This window comes from Streptomyces sp. ST2-7A, from assembly GCF_021390475.1.
Lineage (GTDB): Bacteria > Actinomycetota > Actinomycetes > Streptomycetales > Streptomycetaceae > Streptomyces.
In genome coordinates this window covers 1-24063 of record NZ_JAJUWS010000016.1, presented here as the reverse complement: position 1 = coordinate 24063, position 24063 = coordinate 1, and the positions used below count along the sequence as shown (strand labels likewise).

General features: G+C 73.0%; 20 protein-coding genes. 7 read left to right on the top strand and 13 right to left on the bottom strand.

Features of this window, described 5'->3' with window-relative positions; translation table 11 throughout:
- Nucleotides 1-14: 14 nt before the first annotated feature.
- From LZF96_RS11970 to LZF96_RS11920, 11 genes are all read right to left on the bottom strand, one after another.
- On the bottom strand, nucleotides 15-887 hold the full coding sequence (locus LZF96_RS11970) for an alpha/beta hydrolase (protein WP_374203207.1): 873 nt from the start codon (nucleotides 885-887) through the stop codon (nucleotides 15-17).
- A gap of 179 nt (nucleotides 888-1066) precedes the next feature.
- Nucleotides 1067-2356 (bottom strand): kynureninase, encoded by a 1290-nt coding sequence (kynU, locus tag LZF96_RS11965; protein ID WP_233870068.1) that lies wholly within the window; start codon nucleotides 2354-2356, stop codon nucleotides 1067-1069.
- Entirely contained in the window at nucleotides 2349-3281 is a 933-nt protein-coding gene (locus LZF96_RS11960; RefSeq protein ID WP_233870065.1) for a tryptophan 2,3-dioxygenase family protein, read from the bottom strand. Before LZF96_RS11960 ends, kynU begins: the two co-directional genes overlap by 8 nt.
- A gap of 429 nt (nucleotides 3282-3710) precedes the next feature.
- Nucleotides 3711-4136, bottom strand: coding sequence for a cytotoxic translational repressor of toxin-antitoxin stability system (locus LZF96_RS11955; protein WP_233870062.1), 426 nt, complete (start codon nucleotides 4134-4136; stop codon nucleotides 3711-3713).
- Nucleotides 4133-4603, bottom strand: coding sequence for a prevent-host-death protein (locus LZF96_RS11950; protein WP_233870059.1), 471 nt, complete (start codon nucleotides 4601-4603; stop codon nucleotides 4133-4135). The genes LZF96_RS11955 and LZF96_RS11950 overlap by 4 nt, the downstream gene beginning before the upstream one ends.
- A 133-nt stretch (nucleotides 4604-4736) precedes the next feature.
- Nucleotides 4737-5150: a DUF3151 domain-containing protein gene (locus LZF96_RS11945; RefSeq protein WP_233870056.1), complete on the bottom strand. Its 414-nt coding sequence runs from the start codon at nucleotides 5148-5150 to the stop codon at nucleotides 4737-4739.
- A 184-nt stretch (nucleotides 5151-5334) separates the two neighbouring features.
- Nucleotides 5335-6357 carry a class II fructose-bisphosphate aldolase gene (gene fbaA / locus LZF96_RS11940; RefSeq protein WP_233870053.1) on the bottom strand — a complete coding sequence of 341 codons (1023 nt, stop codon included), beginning with the start codon at nucleotides 6355-6357 and terminating at the stop codon, nucleotides 5335-5337.
- A gap of 115 nt (nucleotides 6358-6472) precedes the next feature.
- Nucleotides 6473-7009: a phosphoribosyltransferase family protein gene (locus LZF96_RS11935; protein ID WP_233870050.1), complete on the bottom strand. Its 537-nt coding sequence runs from the start codon at nucleotides 7007-7009 to the stop codon at nucleotides 6473-6475.
- A 167-nt stretch (nucleotides 7010-7176) separates the two neighbouring features.
- The gene (locus LZF96_RS11930) at nucleotides 7177-7965 is read right to left on the bottom strand and encodes an aldose 1-epimerase (protein ID WP_233870279.1); all 789 of its coding nucleotides are present in this window, start codon (nucleotides 7963-7965) and stop codon (nucleotides 7177-7179) included.
- 517 nt (nucleotides 7966-8482) lie between these two features.
- Nucleotides 8483-9679, bottom strand: coding sequence for a hypothetical protein (locus LZF96_RS11925; RefSeq protein ID WP_233870047.1), 1197 nt, complete (start codon nucleotides 9677-9679; stop codon nucleotides 8483-8485).
- A 28-nt stretch (nucleotides 9680-9707) separates the two neighbouring features.
- Entirely contained in the window at nucleotides 9708-10376 is a 669-nt protein-coding gene (locus LZF96_RS11920; protein WP_308294188.1) for a DUF2617 family protein, read from the bottom strand.
- Between the two features lie 874 nt (nucleotides 10377-11250).
- Here LZF96_RS11920 and LZF96_RS11915 point away from each other — a divergent pair.
- The 5 genes from LZF96_RS11915 (at nucleotide 11251) to LZF96_RS11895 (ending at nucleotide 18096) form a co-directional block, all read left to right on the top strand.
- Nucleotides 11251-13080: an ABC transporter family substrate-binding protein gene (locus LZF96_RS11915; RefSeq protein ID WP_233870044.1), complete on the top strand. Its 1830-nt coding sequence runs from the start codon at nucleotides 11251-11253 to the stop codon at nucleotides 13078-13080.
- A gap of 227 nt (nucleotides 13081-13307) precedes the next feature.
- Nucleotides 13308-14819 carry an ABC transporter permease gene (locus tag LZF96_RS11910; RefSeq protein ID WP_233870041.1) on the top strand — a complete coding sequence of 504 codons (1512 nt, stop codon included), beginning with the start codon at nucleotides 13308-13310 and terminating at the stop codon, nucleotides 14817-14819.
- A 12-nt stretch (nucleotides 14820-14831) separates the two neighbouring features.
- Nucleotides 14832-15827: an ABC transporter permease gene (locus tag LZF96_RS11905; protein ID WP_233870038.1), complete on the top strand. Its 996-nt coding sequence runs from the start codon at nucleotides 14832-14834 to the stop codon at nucleotides 15825-15827.
- Complete coding sequence (locus tag LZF96_RS11900; RefSeq protein WP_233870035.1) at nucleotides 15827-17062, top strand: ABC transporter ATP-binding protein; 1236 nt, start codon at nucleotides 15827-15829, stop codon at nucleotides 17060-17062. Before LZF96_RS11905 ends, LZF96_RS11900 begins: the two co-directional genes overlap by 1 nt.
- A complete protein-coding gene (locus LZF96_RS11895) occupies nucleotides 17059-18096 on the top strand; it encodes an ABC transporter ATP-binding protein (protein ID WP_233870032.1) in 1038 nt (345 codons plus the stop codon). The genes LZF96_RS11900 and LZF96_RS11895 overlap by 4 nt, the downstream gene beginning before the upstream one ends.
- Before the next feature lie 616 nt (nucleotides 18097-18712).
- Here LZF96_RS11895 and LZF96_RS11890 read toward each other — a convergent pair.
- Both LZF96_RS11890 and clpB read right to left on the bottom strand, forming a co-directional pair.
- A complete protein-coding gene (locus LZF96_RS11890; protein ID WP_233870029.1) occupies nucleotides 18713-19408 on the bottom strand; it encodes a YbjN domain-containing protein in 696 nt (231 codons plus the stop codon).
- Between the two features lie 53 nt (nucleotides 19409-19461).
- On the bottom strand, nucleotides 19462-22068 hold the full coding sequence (gene clpB, locus LZF96_RS11885; protein ID WP_233870026.1) for an ATP-dependent chaperone ClpB: 2607 nt from the start codon (nucleotides 22066-22068) through the stop codon (nucleotides 19462-19464).
- A gap of 764 nt (nucleotides 22069-22832) precedes the next feature.
- Here clpB and LZF96_RS11875 point away from each other — a divergent pair.
- Both LZF96_RS11875 and LZF96_RS11870 read left to right on the top strand, forming a co-directional pair.
- Nucleotides 22833-23435 carry a Uma2 family endonuclease gene (locus LZF96_RS11875; protein WP_267940782.1) on the top strand — a complete coding sequence of 201 codons (603 nt, stop codon included), beginning with the start codon at nucleotides 22833-22835 and terminating at the stop codon, nucleotides 23433-23435.
- 231 nt (nucleotides 23436-23666) lie between these two features.
- On the top strand, nucleotides 23667-24063 hold a 397-nt coding region (locus tag LZF96_RS11870; protein ID WP_233870023.1), incomplete at its 3' end, for a Uma2 family endonuclease.

The window sequence follows — 24063 nt, the reverse complement described above, 5'->3', positions numbered from 1 at the left end:
GGGGCGTCCCGGGTTCACTCCCCCGGCCCGGCGCCCAACAGGTCGCGGACGGTGTCGAGCAGCCGGGCGAAGGCCGGGGTGCCGGGGGTGATGGGGGCGTAGTGGCCGGTGTCCGGCAGGGGGACGAGCCGGTCGGCGGGGCGCCGCGCGCACCACCGCTCGGAGCGGTCGAACGGCACCTGACCGTCCTCCGTGCCGTGCACCAACGTCACCGGCACGGCGGGCGGCGGGTGGGCCGCCGGGTCGGCGTCCGCGAGCAGCGCCGGATCCGGCGTCCCGCCCGGGCCGGCGCCCAGCAGCGCGCTCGCGGCGCCGTCGCCGAGACCGGTCCGCACGGCGTCCGCCAGGTCCGCGACCGGCGCCACGGCCACCACGCCGCGCGGCCCGGCGGCCGGGCCGCTCCGTCCCCGTTCGGGACCGATCGCGCGGCACGCCGCCCACAGCGCCAGGTGTCCGCCCGCCGAGTGCCCGAGCAGCATGAAGCCCTGGTCGTCCGGTCCGCCGGGGCCGACGAGGCCGACGGCGGCCAGTGCGTCGAGGGCCGCGCGCACGTCCTCGCCGGTGGCGGGCCAGCCGCCGCCGGCTCCCACCCGCCGGTACTCCACCAGCGCCACCGGCAGTCCGGCCGCCGCCAGGGCGGCGGCGGCCGGGGACAGGTGGGCACGGTCGTACGCGGCCCGCCAGAACCCACCGTGCAGGGCGACCACCCGGACCGGCGGACCGTCCCCCGGACGGGTGCCGTACAGGTCGACGACGTGATCCGGACAGGGCTCGGCCCCGGGGCCGATGGAGTCCCCCGGTCGGCCCGCACCCCGGTCGACGACCGGGACTTCGTAGCGCAGGGTCGCGTCCGGCGGGACGGGGTCGAACGCGAGCAGGGCGGCGATCTCGGCGGCGTCACGACCGGTCTCGGCCGTGCCCCCGCCCGCCGGTCCGTCGGTGTGGGGGCCGGCGTCGGCGTCGGGCCCACCGCCCGGCACGGCACCGGGCACGGTGGACGACCCACCGCCCGGCACGGTGTCCGCGACCTCGCCCGCAACGGCGGGCGGGGGCCCGTCGGCGGGGCTCACGCCCCGGCCCCTCCCGGCGTCCCCGCCGGGAGGTCGGCGAGGACCTCCGCGAGGACCCGCACCGCGCGGTCCGCGTCCGTGAAGGAGGTGTACAGCGGGGTGAAGCCGAAGCGCAGCAGGTCCGGGGCGCGGAAGTCGCCGACCACTCCGCGCCGGATCAGCTCCGCCATCACCTCCCGGGCCGCCGGGTGCCGCAGCGATACCTGGCTGCCGCGCCGGTCGTGCTCCCGGGGTGTCACGGAGGTCACCGTCCCGGCGGGCAGCGCCTCCTCCACCCGGGCGAGGAAGAAGTCGGTGAGCGCCAGGCTCTTGGCCCGCACCGCCTCGATGTCCACGCCCTCCCAGACCTCCAGCGCCGCCTCCAGGGCGAGCATGGAGAGGATGTCCGGCGTGCCGACCCGGCCGCGCGCCACACCGGGTGCGGGCACGTGGTCGTCGGTCATCGCGAAGGGGTCGGCGTGGGAGTTCCAGCCCGGCAGGGGGGAGTCGAAGCGCGGCTGGTGCTCGGCGCGGATGTAGAGGAAGGCCGGGGCACCGGGCCCGCCGTTGAGGTACTTGTAACCGCAGCCCACGGCCAGGTCCACGCCGTCGGCGTCCAGCCGCACGGGGAGCGCGCCGGCGCTGTGGCACAGGTCGAGGACGACCAGCGCGCCCGCCTCGTGCAGGCGGGCGGTGATCGCCGCCGCGTCGTACAGCTCGCCGGTGCGGTAGTCCACGTGGTTGACCAGCGCCACGGCGGTGCGCGGGCCGGCGGCCCCGGCGATCCCGGCGGCCGGGACCCGGCGCAACTCCCGGCCGGTCATCCGTGCGACGGAGGCGGCGAGGTAGCCGTCGGTGGGGAAGGTGTCGCCGTCCACCAGGATCTCGTCACGCCCCTCCCCCGCCATCCGCACGGCCGCGACCAGCGCCTTGAAGATGTTGACGCCGGTGGAGTCGCCGACCACCACCTGCCCCGGCGCGGCGCCCACCAGCGGGGCGATCCGGTCGCCGACCCGCTCGGGGGCGATCCACCAACCGGACTCGGTCCAGGACCGGATGCGCAGCTCGCCCCACTCGCGGGCGACCACGTCCGCGAGGCGGGCCGGGACGCCGGCGGGCAGCGCGCCGAGGGAGTTGCCGTCGAGGTAGACGCCGTCGCCGAGGACGAAGCGATCGCGCAGCCCGGCCAGCGGGTCGGCGGCGTCCAGGGCGGCGGCGTCCGGGATGGGGGTGGCCTTCGACGCGGCCGGGGTCGCCGAAGTCGCGGAGGGTACGGGGTTCACGGGGTTCACCTGTGTCTCAGACATGGCTGCGCGCCGTCCACAGCTCGGGGAAGACGGTCCGGCGGGCGCGCTTCTCCAGCCAGGCGACACCGGCCGACCCGCCCGTGCCCTGCTTGGCGCCCATCGCCCGCCGGGTGGCGGACAGGTGGTCGTTGCGCCAGCGCCACACCATCTCGGCGACCTCGGTCAGCTCCTCGCCGAGCCGCAGCAGCGGGCCGGGGCCGGTCGCCCGCTCGTCGGCCTCGGCGGTGTACACCTCGGTCCAGGCGGCCTCCACCGCCGGGTGCGCCTCGTACGGCCGGGTCCGGTCCCGCTCGAGCGCCTCCGTCGGCAGCGGCTCCCGGCCGGCCCGCACCCGCTCGCGGGAGAGGAAGGCCAGCGCCTCGTCCCACAGGCTCGGCTCGTGCAGCGCCTTCTCCAACTCGGCGTGCACGCGCGGGGTGCCCCGGTGCGGCACGAGCATCGAGGCGGACTTGTCGCCCAGCAGGAACTCCATCCGCCGGTACATCGCGGACTGGAAACCGGATCCCTCGCCGAGCGCGCTGCGGTAGGCGTTGAACCGCGCGGGGGTGAGGTGGGCCAGCGGCTCCCAGGAGGCGTTGAGCGCGGCCAGTTCGCGGCGGGAGCGCTCCAGCGCGGCGAGCGCGGTGGGCAGGTCGTCCCGGCGCAGGGCGGTGGCGGCGGTGGTCCACTCGTGGACGATCACCGTGAACCACAGCTCCATGACCTGGGTGGTGACCAGGAAGACCATCTCACCGGGGTCGTCGGAGAGCGGGCGCTGGAGGTGGGTGAGCACGTCGGCGTGGACGTAGTCCTCGTACGGCGTGGTGCCGGCGAAGTCCAGGTGCGGATCGGCGGGCGCGCCGTCGGAGGCGTCGGGGGCACTCGTGGGCGCGGGCCGCTCGGCGGGCCGCGGGGGCTCGTGGGACTCGGGAGGTGCGGGACACATGGCGGGCTCCTGGGGTTTCCGGGAACGACCGGATGGGCGGGACGGGGCCGGGGTCCCGGGGTCCCGGGGTCACCGGGGCTCCGGACCGGGAACGGGCGCCGCCCGTCGACGGGCGGCGCCGGGACGTGCGGATACGGACACGGCGCCGCGCGACCGCCCCCGACCGGGGACGGAACGGCACGGCGCCGGGTGCGACGGCGACAGGCTATGTCCCGGAAAGCCCCGATGGAAGCGTCCGCCCCGGGGACCACGGGGAAGCCGGGCCCCGTGGAGCCGTCCGGAAGGCTTCACGACCCCGGCACGCCCGGCGAAGCCGGGATACGCGAAACGCGGAGACCGACAGAGTGACCGGGTCGGGAGAAGCCCGTTGGGGCCTCGGGCCCGGTGCGCACACACTCCCGTCGGTTCCATGGATGTGGAAGGAGCGGCTCACCCCTCCTCCGTCCAGTAGCGCTGAAGCCTGGCCAGCGCCTCGTCCCTGTTCATACCCGCGACGTCCGCCTCCTCCAGCCCCACACGGTGAATGAGGAGGTAGGCCACGTCGGCGGGAAGCGAAGCACTCGGAGGTTCGGGAGTTCCTCGATCCGGCAGCACCCCCTCTCGGACACACGCCCAGAACCTCTCCTCCGACACCTCCAGTTGGTCCCGCAGGATGTGGCGCCACATCGCGGCGCCATGGACCGTGCGGTCCACGGGGTGGGAGATCCGTGTTCGCAGGGTCCGGCCGTCGTGCAGAACCAACTCGTAGATGATGTGACGCGTATCGGTACGTCCACGCGCGTCCCGGACACGTTTCCATTGCTCGGCGCGGCAGAAACGATCGTGGTTTTCCCGGTCGGGCTGGGGCCAAGTCACCGCTCGGTTCCCACCAGCCAGGCACGCAGCGAGTCGTCGTCACTCAGGCCGATCAGTTGTACGAGACCCCAGTTGCCCTCGTGGTTGGGGGCGGTGCGCAGGCGCTCCTGCCAGTCCTCGGCGTACTCACGCAACACCTCGACCATCTCCTCTATGGCGCCGTCGAAGGTTGCCCCATCGGCGGCCAGGGGGAGACCCGGAAGAAACACCGACCAGCCTCCCGCTTCGGCGACCACTTCCGCCCTTGAAGGGCAGACAGTCATCAGGTAATGGCGCAACCGCTCCGCGTCCACCACCGCCGCGTGTCCCGAATCCCGACGGATGGTGGCAACCCGACCCTCGTCGGCCGCATCGAGGAGATCCTTCAAGTGCGCACGCGCCCGGGTATAGCTCTCGTAGTGCACCGCCGACATGGTGACCTCCTCGATAGTCCCTTTCAGGGTGTACCTCGAGGGTAAGTACGTCAAGTACTCGATGTACTCCCCCATGTCACTTCGCACTCGACCGCCTCCCCGCCGTGCCTTTCACGGCCTCCTCCGGCCGCCCCGCCCCACCCCGGGGTGGGGCGGGGCGGCGGCCGGGTGGCGGCCCGGGAGGGGCTCAGGAGAGGGTGTCGGCGGCGGTGGGGGAGCTGTCCTTGAGGAAGGTCGAGCAACGCTCGTGCTCCTCGCTCTCCCCGATGGCGCCGGCGGCCCGGGCGAGGGCGTGCAGCGCGCGCAGGAAGCCGCGGTTGGGCTCGTGCTCCCACGGCACCGGGCCGTGGCCCTTCCAGCCGCTGCGGCGCAGGGCGTCCAGGCCCCGGTGGTAGCCGGTGCGGGCGTAGGCGTAGGACTCCACGGGCCGACCGGCCTCGAAGGCGTCGTCGGCGAGCTGGGCCCAGGCCAGCGAGGAGGACGGGTGCGCGGCGGCCACCTCGGCCGGGTCGGCGCCGGAGGCCAGGGCCTCGCGGGGACCGGGGTCGTCGGGCAGGTGGGTCGGGGGCGGACCCCCGAGGAGGTTCTCGTGCGTGACCATGGTCCCCAGTGTGCCGGGACCTCCGGCCCGGGGTCGAACCCGCCCGCCCCCGCGCCCGCTCACACGCCTCCTCGCGCGCCCCGGAGCGTGAACGCCCACGGCCCGGACAGGTGTCCGGGCCGTGGGCGGCGATGTCGGCGCGGCGACCCCGGGCTCCGGGGAGTGGGGTCGGCCGCGCCGGCGATCACTTCAGCTTGGTGCCGGTGGAGCGCAGGTCCGCGCAGGCGCGGGTGATCCGCTCGGCCATGCCGGCCTCGGCCAGCTTGCCCCAGCTGCGCGGGTCGTAGGTCTTCTTGTCGCCGACCTCGCCGTCGACCTTCAGCACGCCGCCGTAGTTGCGGAACATGTGGTCGGCGATCGGCCGGGTGAAGGCGTACTGGGTGTCGGTGTCCAGGTTCATCTTCACCACGCCGTTCTCCAGCGCGGTGGCGATCTCCTCGGCGGTGGAGCCGGAGCCGCCGTGGAAGACGAAGTCGAACGGCTCCTGCTTGCCGTGCCGGGCGGCGACGCCCTCCTGGAGGTCCTTGAGCAGCTCGGGGCGGAGCACGACGTTGCCCGGCTTGTACACGCCGTGGACGTTGCCGAAGGAGGCGGCCAGCAGGTAGCGGCCGTTCTCGCCCAGGCCCAGCGCCTCCGCGGTGCGCAGCGCGTCGTCGACGGTGGTGTACAGCTCGTCGTTGATCTCGTGCGTGACCCCGTCCTCCTCACCGCCGGTGGGGGTGATCTCGACCTCGAGCACGATCCGGGCGGCGGCGGCGCGGGCCAGCAGCTCGCGGCCGATCTCCAGGTTGTCGGCGAGGGTCTCGGCGGAGCCGTCCCACATGTGGGACTGGAACAGCGGCAGCCCGCCCTCGGCGACGCGCTGCTCGGAGATGGCCAGCAGCGGACGGACGTACCCGTCCAGCTTGTCCTTGGGGCAGTGGTCGGTGTGCAGGGCGATGTTGATCGGGTACTTCTCGGCGACGATGTGCGCGAACTCGGCGAGCGCCACCGCGCCGGAGACCATGTCCTTGTTGTACTGACCACCCAGGAACTCGGCGCCACCGGTGGAGATCTGGACGATGCCGTCGCTCTCGGCCTCGGCGAAGCCCCGCAGTGCCGCGTGCAGGGTCTGCGTCGAGGTCACGTTGATGGCGGGGTAGGCGAACCTGCCGGCCTTCGCCCGGTCGAGCATCTCGTTGTAGATCTCGGGGGTTGCGATGGGCATCTGTCCGCTCCTTGGAATCTGCGTGTGCGGGTCGGCTCCGTGCCGCACGGGCGGCCGGGGTGAGCGAGTGGCGACGTCATCGTCGGGCTCATCCTCCCAGACCCCGGCCGGCCGGTCAGCCCAGGCCGAGGTCCGCGAGATCGTAGGCGGCCAGATAGGGCAGCCCGGCCTTCTCAACGGCGGGGGCGCCGCCGCGCTCGACGATCACCGCGACGGCGACCACCTCGGCACCCGCCTCGCGCAGCGCCTCGACGGCGGTCAGCACGGAACCGCCGGTGGTGGAGGTGTCCTCCACGGCCAGCACCCGCCGGCCGGCGACGTCCGGACCCTCGACGCGACGCTGGAGGCCGTGGGCCTTGCCGGCCTTGCGAACGACGAAGGCGTCCAGGTGCCGGCCGCGCGCGGCGGCGGCGTGCAGCATCGCGCCGGCGACGGGGTCGGCGCCCAGGGTGAGACCGCCGACGGCGTCGTACTCCAGGTGCGCGGTGAGGTCGAGCATGACCCGGCCGGTCAGGGGGGCGGCGACGCCGTCCAGGGTGATCCGTCGCAGGTCGACGTAGTGGTCGGCCTCCAAGCCGGAGGAGAGGGTCACCCGGCCGTGGACGACGGCCTTCTCGCGGATCTGCCGCAGCAACTGGTCGCGCTCGCTCATGGGGTCAGGCTATGCGACGGGGCGCCGCGCGCCGTGCGGGGGCTCGGCGACGGCCGCGGCGTGGTCCTTGGCTGCCGCGGGGGAACGGGGCGCGGGCCGGTCCCGCCGCCCCGGGGGCGGGGCGGCGGAACCGGGTCGGGACGGAGGAGTTGGGGTCGGGATCGGGGTCAGCCGAGGGTCTCCCAGCTCCAGGTGGTGGTGACCTCCAGCGGCTCCAACTGCGTCACCAGGCGGGGGTGGGTGTTCAGGCCGTTGGGCGGACCGGTCTGCGGCTCGACGCAGACGGCCTCCTCCTGCTCGTCGTAGACCACCACCCACTCGGCGCGGCTGGTGATCCGCAGCCGCAGCAGGCCGGGCCACTCCACGGTGACGTCCACCCCGTCGGGCATGGCGAAGCAGTCGTCCCGGGGGCCGGGTACGGGGGAGACCCGCTTCCCGGTGGGGATGTGGTCCGAACCGCGCTCCTCCTGCCAGGCGGGGGTGAAGTCGATCCGCGCCTCGGGGCCGTCCGGGATCGGCCGGCGCAGGAACCACGGGTGCCATCCGGCCTGGGCCGGGAAGGAGTCGCCGGAGGTCTCCACGCCCAGGGCGAGGGTCAGGGAGCCGCCGTCCTCGGCGAGGCGCACGGTCTGGGTCACCCGTCCGGGCCAGGGCCAGGGGTCGGAGAGGTCCACGACCATGGCCGCGGAGTGCTCGTCGACGGCCGCGGTGTGCCAACGGCGACGCCGCACGGTGCCGTGGATGGCGTGCGGACCGGCGTCCACCGGGAGTTGGTGGACCCGGCCGCCGTCCCGGATCTCACCGTGCCGGGTGCGACCGCACCAGGGCACCATCACGAAGGAACCGAACCGATCGCCGGGGCGGAGCAGTTCGGTGCCCTTGATGCGCAGCGAGGACAGGCGGGCGCCCTCGTCGGGCAGGACCGTCACCTCGGTGTCACCGGCGGTGAGCCGCACGGCGGTGTCCGGCGGGGTCGGTGCGTCGGTGCCGGGGGCCCCGGCGAGGTCTGAACGCGCGTCGGATGTCGTCACCCGCCAAGGATAACGAAAGGGTCTCGAACGGTTGCGCGCGCGCCCCCGACGGCCGCGCGCGCCCGTGGCCGACCCCGGCACGGGACACCCCGCGTCGTGACGGGCGCGGTGACCCCGCGCGGAACGCCGCGCCCCGGTGACGGCGCGGTACCCCCGCGAGTGCGCGATCCGCAGGGGCACCGCACCTCGGCGCGGACCCGGCGACCCGGCGCGGAACGCCGCGCCCCGGTGACGGCGCGGTACCCCCGCGAGCGCGGTAACCCCGCAAGAGACACCTCACCCCGACGCGAGCACGGCGCGCCGCGGAAAGGGCCGCGCCCCCACGCGGGCAACGGCGACCCGGCGCGGAACGCCGCGCCCCGCCGACCCTCCGCGAGGCCGGTGACCTCGCGGGAAGTTGCCGCGCCCCGCCGGCCTCGATCGACCGGCAACGGCCGGTGGGTCAGCGACGACGGCGCAGGGCTCGGCCGACCAACACCGCCCCGGCGGCGGCCGCCAGGGCCGCGGCGGGCCCGGCCCAGCGCAGCACGCCACGCCCGGAGACCAGGACGCCGGGACCGGGCTCGGGGGCGTAACGACCGCGCGGGGGCGCGTGGTCCACCTCCTCGGCACTGCGGCCGATCATGGTGCGCCGGGCGAGATCGGCCTCGGGGGCGAGCGGACCGGCGGCGACCAGGTCGGGGCCGGTCACCGGAACGGGCCCGGGCGGCAGGATGTCGGTGTCGTCGACGGTCCCGGACCCGTCGTCGGCCGGCTCGTCGGCCGGCTCCGCCTCGATGTCGGATCCGGCGGTGTCATCGGCGTCGGGCCCCTCGGCGGCGTCGGGCCCCTCGGCCCTCTCCGCCTCGGCGTCCCCGACCCCTTCGGTTCCGCTTTCCCCGGGGGTCCGGTCGGCGTCGCCGGAGGCGTCGGAACCCTCGGGCTCCACCGGCTCCCCGGCCCCCGGTGTGGCACCGGAGGGGCGTCCGTCGCCATCGGGGGCCGCCTCGGCGGGAGTTCCACCGGAGTCACGGCCGGGGGTGTCGGACGTATCGCGCGCCATCGCGTCCCCGGTCCCGCCGGGGAGGGTCCCGGCCGCGGCGTCGGCCGGGGGCCCACCGCTGTCGGAGGTGTCCGCGCCGCTGTCGGGTGCACCCAACAGCGGGATACCGCCGCCGGAGCCTCCCGGGGCGCCGTCCGCCGGGTTCGCGGCTCGCGCCCCGGCGGAGCCGAGGGAGGCGGTCAGCGCGCCGGCGAAGCGGTCCAGGAGGCGCCGGGCGGCGGCGTCCCGCTGCCGGGGCTCGGTGTCCGCGAGACGGCCCCCGGCGTGGAGGACGCCACTGAAGACGAGGGTGGTGCCGGTGCCGTCGGCGACCGGCCGGGGCACCACGTCCAGGGTCAGCCGGACCTCACCGTCGCCGCGCGTCTCGGCCCCCTCGGCTGTGACGGCGAAGCCCTCGCCGCGCGGTACGACGGCCAGGGTGCCCCGGTAGGTGATGGTGGAGCCCCCGACGCGGACCCGCAGGCGCCCGCCGGGGGCGTCGGGTTCGGAGCCGGGATCGGGATGGAACCCCGGAACGTGGTCCAGGGCGCGGGCCGGGTCGCCGAGCGCGGTCCGCACCTCCGCGGCGGAATACGGGATGTACACCTCGTGCTCCATGGGCCGGAGCCTACCCACCGGGAGGGGGTCATTCCCCGTACCCGCCGGCCGGCGGGCGGGTCCTCCCGTCACTTCGGGGCGATCCACCGACCCGGGACGGCGTCGGACGGCCCGTGCCGACGCGCGGGTTCTCCGGGGTGCGCCGGGCGGCGGGAATCGGAAGGCCGGTCGGGACGGTGTCCCGACGGCCGGTGGCCACCCGGCCCCGGGTGACGACGACCGCGCCCGCGTCGGGGTAGGTGTGCCAGGTCTCCCAGTCCACCCCGTCGGGCCGACGGTGGGCGAGCAGGGCGGTGAGCGAGTGGGGGCGGCCGGGGAAGACACCGATCAGCCCGTGCGGGTGATCGGCGGTCAGCTCGGTCACCTCCTCGGCGCGGGCGGCGAGATCGACCGGCGGGAGGTGCTCGACGCGTGAGGAGAAGGCGTAGTCCACGGCGCCGTCCCGGCGGGCGACCGCCGCCGGCAGGGGGGTGGTGCGGTCGGGGGCGCAGGCGACGGTCTCGACCAGCCGGCCCGTCGGATGGTGCAGCAGGACCTGGTGCGAGGCGCCCAGGACGCGCAGTTCGAGTCGCGGGGCCTCGTCGTCCCCCCACCGCAGGGAGCGGGAGGCGAGGGCGGGCAGGGGCGGGCGGTCGAGGGACCAGGCGAGGTCGGCGGGACGGGTGTCGGCGTAGGGGGCGTTGATCGATCTGAGCACGAGCGGCTCCCGGTGCGCGGAGGCGGGCGGGGACGAGCGGGCACGGGGCGGCGGAACGCCCCGGTGCGGCGGCGGGATGACGGAAGGTCGGGGTTTTCGAGGGAACCGGCGGACGGGGGTGCCGGGGTGCCGGAAAGGTGAAACGCGGCGCCGGGCGGACATCCCGTGGCAGTGCGGTGACCGGCCCGGGGACGGTCGGTGGACATCGGATGGGAGCGGTGCCCGGGCCGGCCGAAAAAGAGTGACGGGTCCGACCCCGGGGAAGAAAAGGAGCGACCGGGGTCGGACCCGGGGGCGGTGGTACCGGGTGCGACACACCGGTGGGCGGATGCAAAGATGTAGTCAGCACGAATTTCTCGGCCGGCGGGATTCCCACCCTCCGCCCCCGTCACCCCGGAGCGACCGGAGGAGCGGGGACCGGAACGGGAGGACGGGAAAAGGGGACGCCGACGGACGCGGGGGACGAGCGGGTACAGGGGTGCGAACGGGAGACGACCGGGGGGCGATGGGCGGGCCCGTCACCCCGGGACGGACCGAACCCGCCGCCACCTCACCAAGGAACCACGAACCGTCCAGGAGCGACGGGGATTTGATCCATCTTGGGTCACTTTCCACCCCCCGGAGGGCATCTCCGGTCAGGTGTTCACCCGGGGCCGCCCGGATTACGAACGGTCATGCACGCTCACCGCGAACCGCGGACGTGGATTTGTGCGACTTGCTCCCTCTTTCGGGTGATCCCGGGGTCACAACTCAGATTGATTCGTATCTCGGCTGCACAACGGTCTCCGGTACGCACTTGTTGTCTTCGCGATCTGTGAGGAGGCTTCCGGGCAACTTCACACCCGAAGTCATCACACCGCGGAAGGCCCGAAAGATGACCCGATTCGGCAGAACGTCGAAACTGGTCGCCGCGGCACTCGGAGGGGCTCTTGTCCTCTCCGCGTGCAGCAGCGATGACAGCAGCGGCAACGGTGGCGACACCGACGCCGCGAGCGGGACCGGCGACGGTCCCAGCGGCTCGATCTACGTCGCCAACGACCAGGAGTACGACTCCTACAACAACACCGTCGCCACCGGTAACTCGCTGAAGAACAGCGTGGTCAACCTGTGGGTGACCACCGGTTTCTGGCACTTCGGCGAGGACGGCTCCGTCCAGCGGAACACCGAGTTCGGCACCTATGAGCTGACCTCCGAGGACCCGCTGACCGTCGAGTACACGATCCACGAGGACGCCGTCTGGTCGGACGGTGTCCCGATCGACTGCAACGACGCCACGCTGTGGTGGGCCCAGCAGGGCGCGCACCTGACCACCGAGCGCGAGGTCGACGTCCTGGACGACGAGGGCGAGCCGACCGGCGAGACCGAGACCCAGGAGCAGCCCCTCTTCTCCGTCATCGGCACCGGCGGCATCGAGGACGTCCAGTCCCCCGGCTGCGAGGGCGACGAGAAGACCTTCACCCTGGTCTACGACCGTCCCTACGCCGACTGGGAGTCCAACGGTCCCAGCGGTGGCAACACCTCGATGATGCCCGCGCACGTGGTCGCCGAGCAGGGCGGCTTCGACAGCGTCGAGGACTTCACGCAGGCCATCCTGGACGAGGACGTCGACGCACTGGAGGAGGCCGCGACCTTCTTCAACGAGGGCTGGACCATCCAGGGTTCGCTCCCGGACGAGTCCCTCCTGCCGTCCTCCGGTCCGTTCAAGCTGAGCGGCTACGAGCCCGGCTCGACCGTCACCCTCTCCTACAACGAGGAGTACTGGGGCGAGGCCCCGGGCGTGGCCGAGGTCGTCTACCGACTGGTGCCGGGCACCGAGCAGCCGCAGGCGCTGCAGAACGGTGACGTCCAGATCATCCAGCCGCAGCCGGACGCCGACATCAAGGACCAGCTGCAGGCCATGCCGGGCGTCGTGCTGGAGGAGTTCGACCAGTACGTCTACGAGCACCTGGACTTCAACTTCGACAGCGGCAGCCTGGCCGACGACGTCCGGCTGCGTGAGGCGTTCACCCTCTGTGTGCCGCGCGACGTCATCGTGCAGCGTCTGATCAACCCGATCGCCGAGACCGCGGAGCCGCAGGACGTCCGCAACGTCGCGCCGTTCGAGCCGAACTACGAGGCGGCCGTGGAGTACAGCGGCGGCGACCAGTACGGCCAGGCCGACATCGAGGCCGCCCGTGACCTGCTGGAGGAGGCCGACGCCGTCGGCACCACCGTCCGCATCGGCGCCATCGCCGACAACCAGCGCCGCGAGAACACCGCCCAGCTCATCAAGGAGAGCTGCGACGAGGCCGGCTTCGACATCCAGCCGTACTTCGAGGCCAACTTCTTCGACCTCGACGGTGGTCTGTCCCAGAACACCTACGACGTGGCGATGTACGCCTGGGTCGGTTCCGCCCAGGTGAGCGGCTGGAACTCCACCTTCCGCAGCGCCGAGTGCACCCCCGAGGGCAAGGGCAACAACAACGGTTGCTACGCCAACGAGGAGCTGGACGAGGTCCTGTCGGAGATCCTGGAGACCACCGACCTGGACGCGCAGGCCGAGCTGATCTACGAGGTCGAGCGGATCCTGTGGGAGGACCTGGTCACCATCCCGCTGTTCGCCCACCCGGGTCTGCTGGCCTACGCCGACAACCTGGAGAACGTGAAGCCGAGCCCGGCTCAGGACAGCTACGTCTGGAACCAGCCGGAGTGGCGGATCGGCTGACTCCCGGCGGGGTGAGCCCCGCGGGAGTACGCCGTCCACCGCACGCGGAGTGATCCGGCCCCGAAGCCGGATCCACGACGCGGCGACCGCGACACCACAGCACGAGCGGGGCCGGGGGGCATCGCCTCCCGGCCCCGCTCGCCGCACGTCGGGCCCGCGTCCCGACCCGTCTCGAGCGGTCCGCGCTCCGCTCCGGTTTCCCTTCCTGAACTCCAGGAGTCAGCGTCATGCTTGCCTTCATCGCGCGGCGACTCGTCACCTCGGTGCTGATCTTCTTCTCAGCCACCTTCGTGGTGTACATCATGGCCGCCAACCTCGGGGATCCCCTGGCCGACCTCAGGGAACTCCCCCCGCAGGACCGGGCGGCGGCCATCGCCGACCGGACCGAGCGGATGAACCTCGACAAACCCGTCGTGGCCCGCTACTTCCTCTGGCTCGGCGGCGCCCTCACCGGCGACCTGGGCACCAACCGGGTCGGCCAGGACGTCAACATCATGCTGGAGCGGGCGCTGGGCGCCACCCTCCAGCTGGTCATCGCCGCCACCGTCCTGTCGATCGTCATCGGCGTCGGCATCGGTGTCATCTCCGCGCTGCGCCAGTACAGCGCGCTGGACCTGGGCGTCACCTTCGGCGTCTTCGTCTGCTTCTCCCTCCCGGTCTTCTGGGTGGCCACCCTGCTCAAGCAGTACGGCGCCATCGAGTTCAACGACTGGTTGGCCGATCCATCATTGGCCTGGTGGGTGATCGGACTCGTCGCCCTGTTCATGGGCATGGTCTTCTCCTCGCTGCTGGTCACCGACCGCCGCACCCGTCTGATGGCCTTCGGCGTCGCCTCCGGCGTCACCGCCGTGCTGCTGGCCGTGCTCTCGGCCACCGGCTGGTTCGCCGACCCGGGCCTGGGCCCGATCGTCATCGGCCTGACCGCCGGCGCCGCGGCCGTCGGCTTCGCCACCCTCTTCAGCGGCCTGGAGTGGAACCCCACCATGAAGGCGGCGGTGATCTGTGCCGCCCTCGGCCTGGTCTCCCACTTCGCGCTGCTGCCCTTCCTGGACGACCCCACGTGGTGGTTCATGGGGATGCTGGCGCTGCTGACCGTGGTGATCTGCTGGGCGGTGGGCCGCTTCGTCGGCGGCGAGCTGTACCGGCGCTCGGCCGTCCCGGTCGCGATCCTCACCGGCGTGTTCACCGCCGGCGTGATCTTCGTGGACCGGATGCTGCAGTCCTTCGCCGCCTTCAGCGAGTCCGTGCGCGGGCGTCCGATCTCCACCATCGGCGCCAGCACCCCGAACTACAGCGGCACCTTCTGGCAGCACGGCCTGGACTCCTTCGGCAGCCTGATCCTGCCGACCATGACGCTGCTGCTGATCTCACTGGCCAGCTACACCCGGTACAGCCGGGCCAGCATGCTGGAGGTCATGAACCAGGACTACGTGCGCACCGCGCGGGCCAAGGGCCTGCCCGAGCGCACCGTCATCCTGCGGCACGCCTTCCGCAACGGCCTGATCCCCATCACCACCCTGGTCGCCTACGACATCGGCACCGTCCTGGGCGGCGCCGTCGTCACCGAGGCGGTCTTCGGCTGGCGGGCGATGGGCGACCTGCTGATCACCGGCATCAACGAACGCGATCCCAACCCGGTGATGGCGTTCTTCCTGGTGGCGGGCGCGGCGATCGTGATCTTCAACATGATCGCGGACATCGTCTACGCCTACCTCGACCCCCGTATCCGGCTGTCCTGAAAGGAGACCGTCATGGTGCAGCCCACCCCGGCGGCGGCCCCGGGACAGACCCCCGGCGCGAGTGATGCCGCCCAGGGTATGGACATCAAGGCCCGTACCCAGACCCAACTCGTCATCCGCCGCTTCGTGCGGCACCGCGGCGCCATCGCCGGCATGGTGATGTTCGCCTTCGTCGTCGCGCTGGCGGTGACCTCGATCGGCGCCGGCCCCATCCCGGGCTGGTGGGACAAGAACCCCGTCAACACCGCCGACCTGGTCAACGGAGGCCGGCCCACCCTGGGCCTGTGGCCGGGCTTCCTCGGCGGTGGCGGCATCCACCTCGGGGAACACCCCTTCGGCCAGGACAACATCGGCCGCGACTACTTCGCGGTGGTGATGCGCGGTACCCAGATATCCCTGGTGATCGCGCTCATCGTCGGTCTGGTGGCCACCGCGGTCGGCACCGTGATCGGCGCCGTCGCCGGCTACTTCCGCGGCCCGGCCGAGGCCACCCTGATGCGCGTCACCGACCTGATGATCACCATCCCCACCCTGCTCTTCGCCGCCATGGTCGCGGTGATGTGGGGCAACCAGAACATCGTCACCCTCGGCCTGGTACTGGGCCTGGTCACCTGGACCCAGACCGCCCGCCTGGTGCGCGGCGAGGTCCTGGCGCTGCGGGAGAAGGAGTTCGTGGAGGCCGCCCGCTCGGTCGGCACCTCCTCTGCCCGGATCATCTTCAAGCACCTGCTGCCGAACGTCGTCGGCATCATCGTCGTCTCGGTGACCCTGGCCATCTCGTCGGCGATCCTGCTGGAGTCCGCGCTGTCCTTCCTCGGCCTGGGCGTCCAGGCCCCGGACACCTCGTTGGGCAAGATCATCAACGAGTACCGGACGGCCATGATGACCCGCCCCTGGCTGTTCTACTGGCCCGGCGTGTTCATCATCGCGACCGCGCTGTCCATCAACTTCATCGGTGACGGCCTGCGCGACGCCTTCGACCCCCGACAGAACAGGGTGCGTGCCTGATGAGCATGAATACCCCCCTCCAGCCCTCCGACGACCTGCTCAAGGCGGCGGCCGGGGAGGGCGACGCGCTCGCCGAGTCCGCCGAATCGGTGCACACCGCCTACACCCTCGCCGACTCCAAGCCCCCGCTGGACGAGGAGGTCCTGCGGGTGGAGAACCTCACGGTGGAGTTCCCCACCGACGAGGGCTCCGTGAAGGCGGTGCGCGGTGTCGACTACACCGTGCGCGCCCGCGAGGTGCTCGGCATCGTCGGCGAGTCCGGCTCCGGCAAGTCGGTCTCCTCGATGGCCGTGATGGGCCTGCTGCCCCGCAGCGCGCGCGTCCACGGCCGGGTGCTGTACCGCGGGCAGGACCTGCTGACCATGCGGCCCAAGCAGCAGCGCTCGCTGCGCGGCCGGAAGATCGCCATGGTCTTCCAGGACCCGATGACCTCGCTCAACCCCGTGCACACCGTCGGCGACCAGCTCGCCGAGGCCGTGCTCGCCCACGAGCTGGTGCCCCGGGCCAAGGCCATGGCCCGGGCCAAGGAGATGCTGGAGCTGGTGGGCATCCCGCAGGCGGACCGCCGCCTGCGCGCCTACCCGCACGAGTTCTCCGGCGGCATGCGCCAGCGCGTGGTCATCGCCATGGCGATCATCAACGACCCGGACGTGATCATCGCGGACGAGCCGACCACCGCCCTGGACGTCACCGTGCAGGCCCAGATCCTCGAGAAGCTCCTCGAGGTGAAGGACGCGGTCAACGCGGCGGTCGTGATGATCACCCACGACCTCGGCGTGATCGCCGGCATGGCCCACCGCACCCTGGTGATGTACGCCGGGAAGCCGGTGGAGATCGGCGCCACCGACGAGGTCTTCTACCGCCCGCACATGCCGTACACCGCCGGCCTGCTCGGCTCGATCCCCTCCATGGAGGGCGAGCGGACCGAGCGACTGCGGCCCATCGTCGGCACCCCGCCGTCGCTGATCCACATGCCGCGGGGGTGCCCGTTCAGCCCCCGGTGCCCGCTGGTGACCGACGAGTGCCGGGAGAACGAGCCGGAGCTGCTGGCGGTGGGCGGGACGGCCGAGGGGCTCACCGAGGCCGGCGAGGCCCCCGCGTCGGCCGGTACCGGCCCCATCGGCGAGCACCGTGCCGCCTGCCACCACAGCGACCGACTCGGAGCCGAGGAGGACGCCACCGTGTTCTTCCGCACCGAGGCCGAGCTCCTTGCCGAGAGGGAGGAGGGACGATGACCACCACCCCCGAGTCCGGCGCGACCGCCACGGTCGACGCCCCCACCGAGGACCTGCTGACCGTCACCGACCTGGTGGTGAACTTCCCCGTCGTGGGCGGCGGCGTGCTGCGTCGCGTCGTCGGGCAGGTGCAGGCCGTCAGCGGTGTCTCCCTGTCCGTCGGCGCCGGGCAGACGCTCGGCGTGGTCGGCGAGTCCGGCTGCGGAAAGTCCACCACCGGCCGCGCCATCCTCCAGCTCATCAAGCCCACCTCGGGCTCGGTGCGCTTCGAGGGGCGGGAGATCACCGGCCTCAAGCGCTCCGCGATGCAGCGGACGCGCCGCGACGCCGGCATGGTCTTCCAGGACCCGATGGCCTCCCTCAACCCCAAGCTGCCGGTGAACGACATCATCGCCGAGCCGCTGAAGGTACACGGCCGCTGGCGCAAGGGCGGCAAGGACCGGGTCGCCGAACTGCTCACGCTGGTCGGCCTGAGCCCCGAACACGGCAACCGCTACCCGCACGAGTTCTCCGGCGGACAGCGCCAGCGCATCGGCATCGCCCGCGCGCTGGCCCTGGAGCCGAAGCTGCTGGTGCTCGACGAGCCGGTCTCCGCGCTGGACGTGTCCGTGCAGGCGGGCGTCGTCAACCTGCTGGAGGACCTGCGGGACCGGTTGGGTCTGGCGTACGTGTTCATCGCCCACGACCTGTCGGTGGTGCGACACATCTCGGACCGGGTCGCCGTGATGTACCTGGGGAAGGTGGTGGAGACGGGCCCCCGCGAGGAGGTCTACGAGCGTCCCTCCCACCCCTACACCCAAGCCCTGTTGTCGGCCGCGCCGCTGGCCGACCCGAGGAAGGAGCGCGAGCGCAGGCGGACGGTGCTCACCGGCGACGTGCCGAGCCCGATAGACCCGCCGAGCGGTTGCCGCTTCCGGACCCGCTGCTGGAAGGCGCAGGAGATCTGCGCCACCGAGGAGCCGGCGTTGGTGGATCGGGGATCGGGCCACCCGGTCGCCTGCCACTTCGCGGAGGAGGACCGGAAGGTGATCTGAGCACCACCGTCACCCTCCCGTCCCTCGCGGGTCTCCCGCGTTCCGACGGCAGCGCATCGGGGCCCCGGACCGTCACGGTCCGGGGCTCCCGGTGTGTCCGGGGGCGGGGCCGTGCCGTCCGCCCCGGGGCCGTGTCCGGGCGACCCGGCACCGGGGCGACCGGGCCCGGGGGCGGAGGCGGGGCGCCCACCGGACCGGACGGCCCGGGTTGGGGTGGTGGTGTCCACTCCGGCGCGGCTCCGTGGTGGCGGCGCCCGGCGAATCGGCCGGGTCGGGAGAGGTCGGTCGGGTCGGGAAAGCCCGTCACTCCCGCGTGAGCCGTCACACCGCCGTCGTGTCCGGGCCGGCCGGGGGTCGAGTGGTGGTGTCCCGTCCCGGTGGAGTCCCCAGACGCGGCGGAGGGCCCGCGGGGCGCCCGCCAAGCGCCCGGAGCGCGTCCCGGGCGGCGGAACGTCCGGGACCTTCGTGACGGGCCTCCGACCCCGTCGGTGCCGGTCTCCCGTCACCCCGGGCGGGACCCCTCACCGAGCCGTGGCCCCGACAGCGGCGGGCCCCCGGCCGCGGGCGCGGCCGGGGGCCCGATGGGTCGGTCCCGGCGCGGGGCCGGACAGGGGTCTCAGTCGGCCCGGGGGCCCTTGTCGCCGTCGCCCGTCTCGTCGGCGTCCCCCTTGTCGAGGGAGGAGCCGTCGTCACCGGCGGTGCCCTCGGCGGCCCCGGTGTCGGCCGCCTCGGCACCGGCCTCGCCGGAGTCCGTGCCCTCCTCCGCCGAGTCGGCGTCCTTGGCCAGCCCCAGGGTCTCCACGAGCCACTTGTCGAACTCGATGGAGGCCCGCACCCAGCTCACCGTGCTGGAGATGAACTGGTCCAGCGCCACGCCCATGCCGATCAGCAGCTGCGCCTCACCGATCAGCCGGACGCTGCCGTCGTCGTGGGTGTGGGTGTACACCTTCGGCCACAGCGTGCGACGGTTCCAGTCGTTGACCGTCTCCAGCAGGCGCGCCTTGTCCTCGATGGTGTGCTGCCGGTCGTAGAAGGTGCGCACCGAGAAGATCCGCTGCTGCTTCTCGCCACGGAACATGAAGTACGTGCGGAACTGCTCCCAGGGGGCGACCAGGTCGCCCTCCTTGTCCACCACGTACTTCAGCTTCATCTGGTCCAGCAGGCGCTTGACCAGTTCCTGGTCCGGCAGGATCGGCCCCACCGGCTTTTTCGGCTGGCCCTGCTGCTGTCCCTGCTGGCCGGACTGGCCGGACTGGCCGGACTGCGGCGGGCGGCCACCGAAGTTCGGGATGGAGGACGGATCGACAGACACGGATGGGTCCCTTCGTACGCGGTGGCGTGAACTTCCATCCTTACGCATCGCCCTCAGGTTCCGGCAACCCGGAGACCGGCACCGTCCGGATCGACGTCCACCGTCACGGTGTCCCCGTCCCGCACCCCGCCCGCGAGGATCTCCCGCGCCAGGGGGTCGCCGACCGCCGTCTGCACCAGGCGGCGCAGCGGACGGGCCCCGTAGGCCGGGTCGTTCCCCTCGGTGGCCAGCCAGCGCAGCGCGGCGTCCGACACCTCCAGGAGGAGCCGCCGGTCCACCAGCCGCCGCTGCAGGGCGTCCAGCTGGAGCCGGGCGATGTGCCCCAGCTCGTCGCCGGTCAGCGACTCGAAGACCACCACGTCGTCCAGCCGGTTGAGGAACTCCGGGCGGAAGGTCGCCCGGACCACCGCCATCACCGCCGCGTGCTGCTGCTCCGCGCTCTCGGTCGGGTCCAGCAGATGCTGACTGCCGAGGTTGGAGGTGAGCACGAGGATGGTGTTGCGGAAGTCCACCGTCCGGCCCTGGCCGTCGGTCAGCCGACCGTCGTCGAGCACCTGCAACAGCACGTCGAAGACCTCGGGGTGCGCCTTCTCCACCTCGTCCAGCAACACCACCGTGTACGGGCGCCGCCGCACCGCCTCGGTGAGCTGGCCGCCCTCCTCGTACCCCACGTAACCGGGCGGGGCGCCCACCAGTCGGGACACCGAGTGCTTCTCGCCGTACTCGCTCATGTCGATGCGGACCATCGCCCGCTCGTCGTCGAAGAGGAAGTCGGCCAGCGCCTTCGCCAGCTCGGTCTTGCCGACACCGGTGGGACCCAGGAAGAGGAACGAACCGGTGGGCCGATCCGGGTCGGAGACCCCGGCCCGGCTGCGCCGCACCGCGTCGGAGACCGCCCGCACCGCCTCGCTCTGCCCGATCAGGCGGCGCCCCAGCTCCTGCTCCATCCGCAGCAGCTTCTCCGTCTCGCCCTCCAGCAGCCGGCCGGCGGGGATACCGGTCCAGGAGGCCACCACGTCCGCGATGTCGTCCGGGCCGACCTCCTCCTTCACCAGCTTGTCCGGGCCGGCGCCGTCGACCGACTGCTCGGCCTCCTCCGCCTCCGAGGCCTCGGCCAGCTCCCGCTCCAACGCCGGGATCTCGGCGTAGAGCAGTTTGGAGGCGGTCTCGAAGTCACCGTCGCGTTGGGCGCGCTCGGCCAGACCCCGCACCTCGTCCAGGCGCCCCTTGAGCTCACCGACCCGGTTCAGGCCGCTCTTCTCCTTCTCCCAGCGGGCGGTCAGGCCGCGCAGCTCCTCCTCGCGGTCGGCCAGCTCGCGGCGGATGCGCTCCAGCCGCTGCCGGGAGCCCTCGTCGGACTCGTTGGCCAGCGCCAGCTCCTCCATCCGCAGCCGGTCCACGCCGCGCTGCAGCTCGTCGATCTCCACCGGGGAGGAGTCGATCTCCATGCGCAGCCGGGAGGCGGCCTCGTCCACCAGGTCGATGGCCTTGTCGGGGAGGAAACGGGAGGTGATGTACCGGTCGGAGAGGGTCGCGGCGGCCACCAGGGCGCTGTCCGCGATCTGCACCTTGTGGTGGGCCTCGTAGCGGCCCTTGAGGCCGCGCAGGATGGCGATGGAGTCCTCGACGGTCGGCTCGGCGACCAGCACCTGCTGGAAGCGGCGCTCCAGCGCCGGGTCCTTCTCGATCCGCTCGCGGTACTCGTCCAGGGTGGTGGCGCCCACCATCCGCAGTTCGCCGCGGGCCAGCATCGGCTTGAGCATGTTGCCCGCGTCCATCGCGGAGTCGCCACCCGCGCCGGCGCCGACCACGGTGTGCAGCTCGTCGATGAAGGTGACGATCCGCCCCTCGCTCGCCTTGATCTCGGCCAGGACGGTCTTCAGCCGCTCCTCGAACTCGCCCCGGTACTTGGCGCCGGCGACCATGGCACCGAGATCGAGGGAGACCAGGCGCTTGTCGCGCAGCGACTCGGGCACGTCGCCCTTGACCATGCGCTGGGCCAGCCCCTCCACCACGGCGGTCTTGCCGACCCCCGGCTCGCCGATCAGCACCGGGTTGTTCTTGGTCCGGCGGGAGAGCACCTGCACGACGCGCCGGATCTCGTGGTCGCGGCCGATCACCGGGTCCAGCCGGCCCTCGCGGGCGGCGGCGGTCAGGTCGGTGCCGAACTTCTCCAGCGCCTTGTAGCTGCCCTCGGGATCCGGGGAGTCCACCCGACGGCCGCCCCGGGCGGCACGGAACGCCTCGTCCAGCGCCTCGTCCGTGGCGCCCTGGCGGCGCATCCGCTCGGCGGTGTCCCCGCCCCGGGCGGCCAGTGCGATCAACAGGTGCTCGGTGGAGACGTAGTCGTCGCCCAGCTCACCGGCGCGCTTGGAGGCGTCGGCGATGACCGCCAACAGCTCGCGGTTGGGCTGCGGCTTGGCGACGGAGGCTCCCTGCACGCTCGGCAGCGCGCCGAGCAACTGCTCGGCGTCGGAACGCAGCGCCGCCTGGTCCGCCTCGACGGCGGCCAACAGGTCGCGGATGTTCTCGTTGTCCTGCCCCTCCAGGAGAGCGAGCAGGAGGTGGGCGGGGGTGATGTCGGGGTGGCCGTCGGTCAGGGCGCGGTTGTTGGCCGCGCCGATCGCTTCCCGGCTCCTGTTGGTCAGCTCGGCGTTCACCTGGGGGCTCTCCTCCTCCGGCGTCCGGTCGGGTGGTGGGTGGCTCGTGGGACGGTCCGCGCACCGGACCGCCCGCTTCCGGGACGCCCGCTTCCGAAGCGCCCCCGACGGGCCGATCGACTGATGCCCCGACCATGCACAATGTTGAGTCTACTACGCTCAAGCGCGATTCCGCATGCGCGTCGGAACCCGTCACTCCCCGGGGCGGTGCCGGCCGGCGCCCGGCCGCCCCTGTCGGCGCCCCTCCGCGCGGCCCGTCGGACACCTTCCGGAGGGGAGCCGGGACCGGTGGCACCACCAGGGCCGCGCCGGGCGGGCGGGTGGTGCCGCCGGGGCACCAGGGCCGTTCGGGCCGCCACACCGGCCCTTCCCCGGCCGGCGAGGCCGCGCACTCCCCGTCGCCCGCGCCTCCTCCCGCGCCTTCCTGGCTTCTCTTCACGCCTTCGCACCCCTCCACTCCCTTTTCGCCCCGGCTTTTCACTCTTTCGGGCGATGACCGAGGAGTTCGGGGAGGCGCCCCGGGCACGAGCCCCACACTGGCCGCAGGAGCCGGGACACGACGCCTCACCGTCGGTCCCGTAATTCCCAGCGGGAACCGGCCGGTCCGCCGGCCGGTCCGGGGCGCCGTACCATTTCCGTCCCCACCCGGTACCGGACCCACGATGTCCCCGCACGGGCGGCCCGACCCGCCGGCCCCCGGGAGCCCGGCTCCCGCACCCCCGGAACACCCCACACACCCGATCCCCGCGAAGCGAGTTCCACCGATGCACCCCACCCCCCGGATGACGAACGCCCTCCACGCACTCGCCCGTCGGCACGGGTTCCTGGTCCGGGACCGGGCATGGGAGGAGGCGATGGTCGCCATGACGACCGCCGGCCCACCCCGGCACGACCCCGAGTGCGCCGACCTGATCAGCACCGTCATCGGCCAGGTGATGCGGCTGGGCGGCATGGACACCGATGTCGCCGTCCACCGGGAACTGCTGTTGCGGCGCGGCCCCGACGCCCCCTGCGTGCGGGCGGTGCCGGACGCCGTCTTCGCCGTGCGGGACTCACGGTTGTTCCGCGGGGCACCCCCGTGGCTGGAGGGTCGCGAGGTTCTGATGGTGGTGGACGCGGCGCTCCCGGGCGGCGAGGAGGAACAGTCGCTGCGGCGGCGGGCCTACGCCGAGGCCGGTATCCCGTTCCACCTGCTCATCGAGCGCGAGCGGGCCATGGTGTCGTTGTTCAGCCACCCGACCGTGCCCGTCGACGACCCCGGGGCACCCGGTCGGGCCTATACCCGGCTGCACACCGTCCCGACCGGGCGTCCGCTGCCCCTACCGGCCCCCTTCGGCTTCGACCTGGACACCACCGACCTGGGATGACCCACCCGGGGGTGGGTGGGACGGGGCCCGGCCGGGGCGGGCGCCGTCCGCTCGGGCCGGGGTGAGGGCTCGGGGTGGAGAGTGGGGGGTTTCGTGCCGGCGGCCGGGGTGCCGGGGTGCCGGGGTCAACCTTCCGCGCCTCGCGCACTCGTTCGGGTGGATATCGGCACTCGCGTCCCATCAACACCCCCGGTGCCGCCACACTGGTCGTCGTATCGGAGAGGGGGCACCATGACTGTCATGGCCGCCGACCACCGCGCGCAGACCCGGGACGAGGTCCTCGAAGAGGGCTTCCTGGCGCTCACCGTGCCCGAGGGCTTCAAGGCCGAGCTCATCGAGGGACAGATCGTCGTGACCCCACCCCCGGACGGCGACCACCAGGACGCGATCGAGCTCGTGGTGAGCCAGGTCTACGCCCGCTCGGCGACCCCGATGCAGCAGTCGGGGAACACCGGCCTGGTCCTCGGCTCGACCTCTCCGAACCGCGTCATCCCGGACATCACCTTCGCCCCGCGTGAGCTGCGGGTCTTCCGGGGAGCCCCGCCCTGGATGGACCCGACCGGCATCACCATGGTCACCGAGGTCACCAGCGGTCGCCCCGACCACGACCGCACCACCAAACGCCTCG

Bases quoted from the DNA above. Each gene is read 5' to 3' on its own strand.
- LZF96_RS11910 (WP_233870041.1), top strand. From the start codon at position 13,308: ATGCTTGCCTTCATCGCGCGGCGACTCGTCACCTCGGTGCTGATCTTC.
- LZF96_RS11915 (WP_233870044.1), top strand. From the start codon at position 11,251: ATGACCCGATTCGGCAGAACGTCGAAACTGGTCGCCGCGGCACTCGGA.
- kynU (WP_233870068.1), bottom strand. From the start codon at position 2,356: ATGTCTGAGACACAGGTGAACCCCGTGAACCCCGTACCCTCCGCGACT.
- LZF96_RS11895 (WP_233870032.1), top strand. From the start codon at position 17,059: ATGACCACCACCCCCGAGTCCGGCGCGACCGCCACGGTCGACGCCCCC.
- LZF96_RS11945 (WP_233870056.1), bottom strand. From the start codon at position 5,150: ATGGTCACGCACGAGAACCTCCTCGGGGGTCCGCCCCCGACCCACCTG.
- LZF96_RS11960 (WP_233870065.1), bottom strand. From the start codon at position 3,281: ATGTGTCCCGCACCTCCCGAGTCCCACGAGCCCCCGCGGCCCGCCGAG.
- LZF96_RS11875 (WP_267940782.1), top strand. From the start codon at position 22,833: ATGCACCCCACCCCCCGGATGACGAACGCCCTCCACGCACTCGCCCGT.
- LZF96_RS11905 (WP_233870038.1), top strand. From the start codon at position 14,832: ATGGTGCAGCCCACCCCGGCGGCGGCCCCGGGACAGACCCCCGGCGCG.
- LZF96_RS11935 (WP_233870050.1), bottom strand. From the start codon at position 7,009: ATGAGCGAGCGCGACCAGTTGCTGCGGCAGATCCGCGAGAAGGCCGTC.
- LZF96_RS11900 (WP_233870035.1), top strand. From the start codon at position 15,827: ATGAGCATGAATACCCCCCTCCAGCCCTCCGACGACCTGCTCAAGGCG.
- LZF96_RS11925 (WP_233870047.1), bottom strand. From the start codon at position 9,679: ATGGAGCACGAGGTGTACATCCCGTATTCCGCCGCGGAGGTGCGGACC.
- fbaA (WP_233870053.1), bottom strand. From the start codon at position 6,357: ATGCCCATCGCAACCCCCGAGATCTACAACGAGATGCTCGACCGGGCG.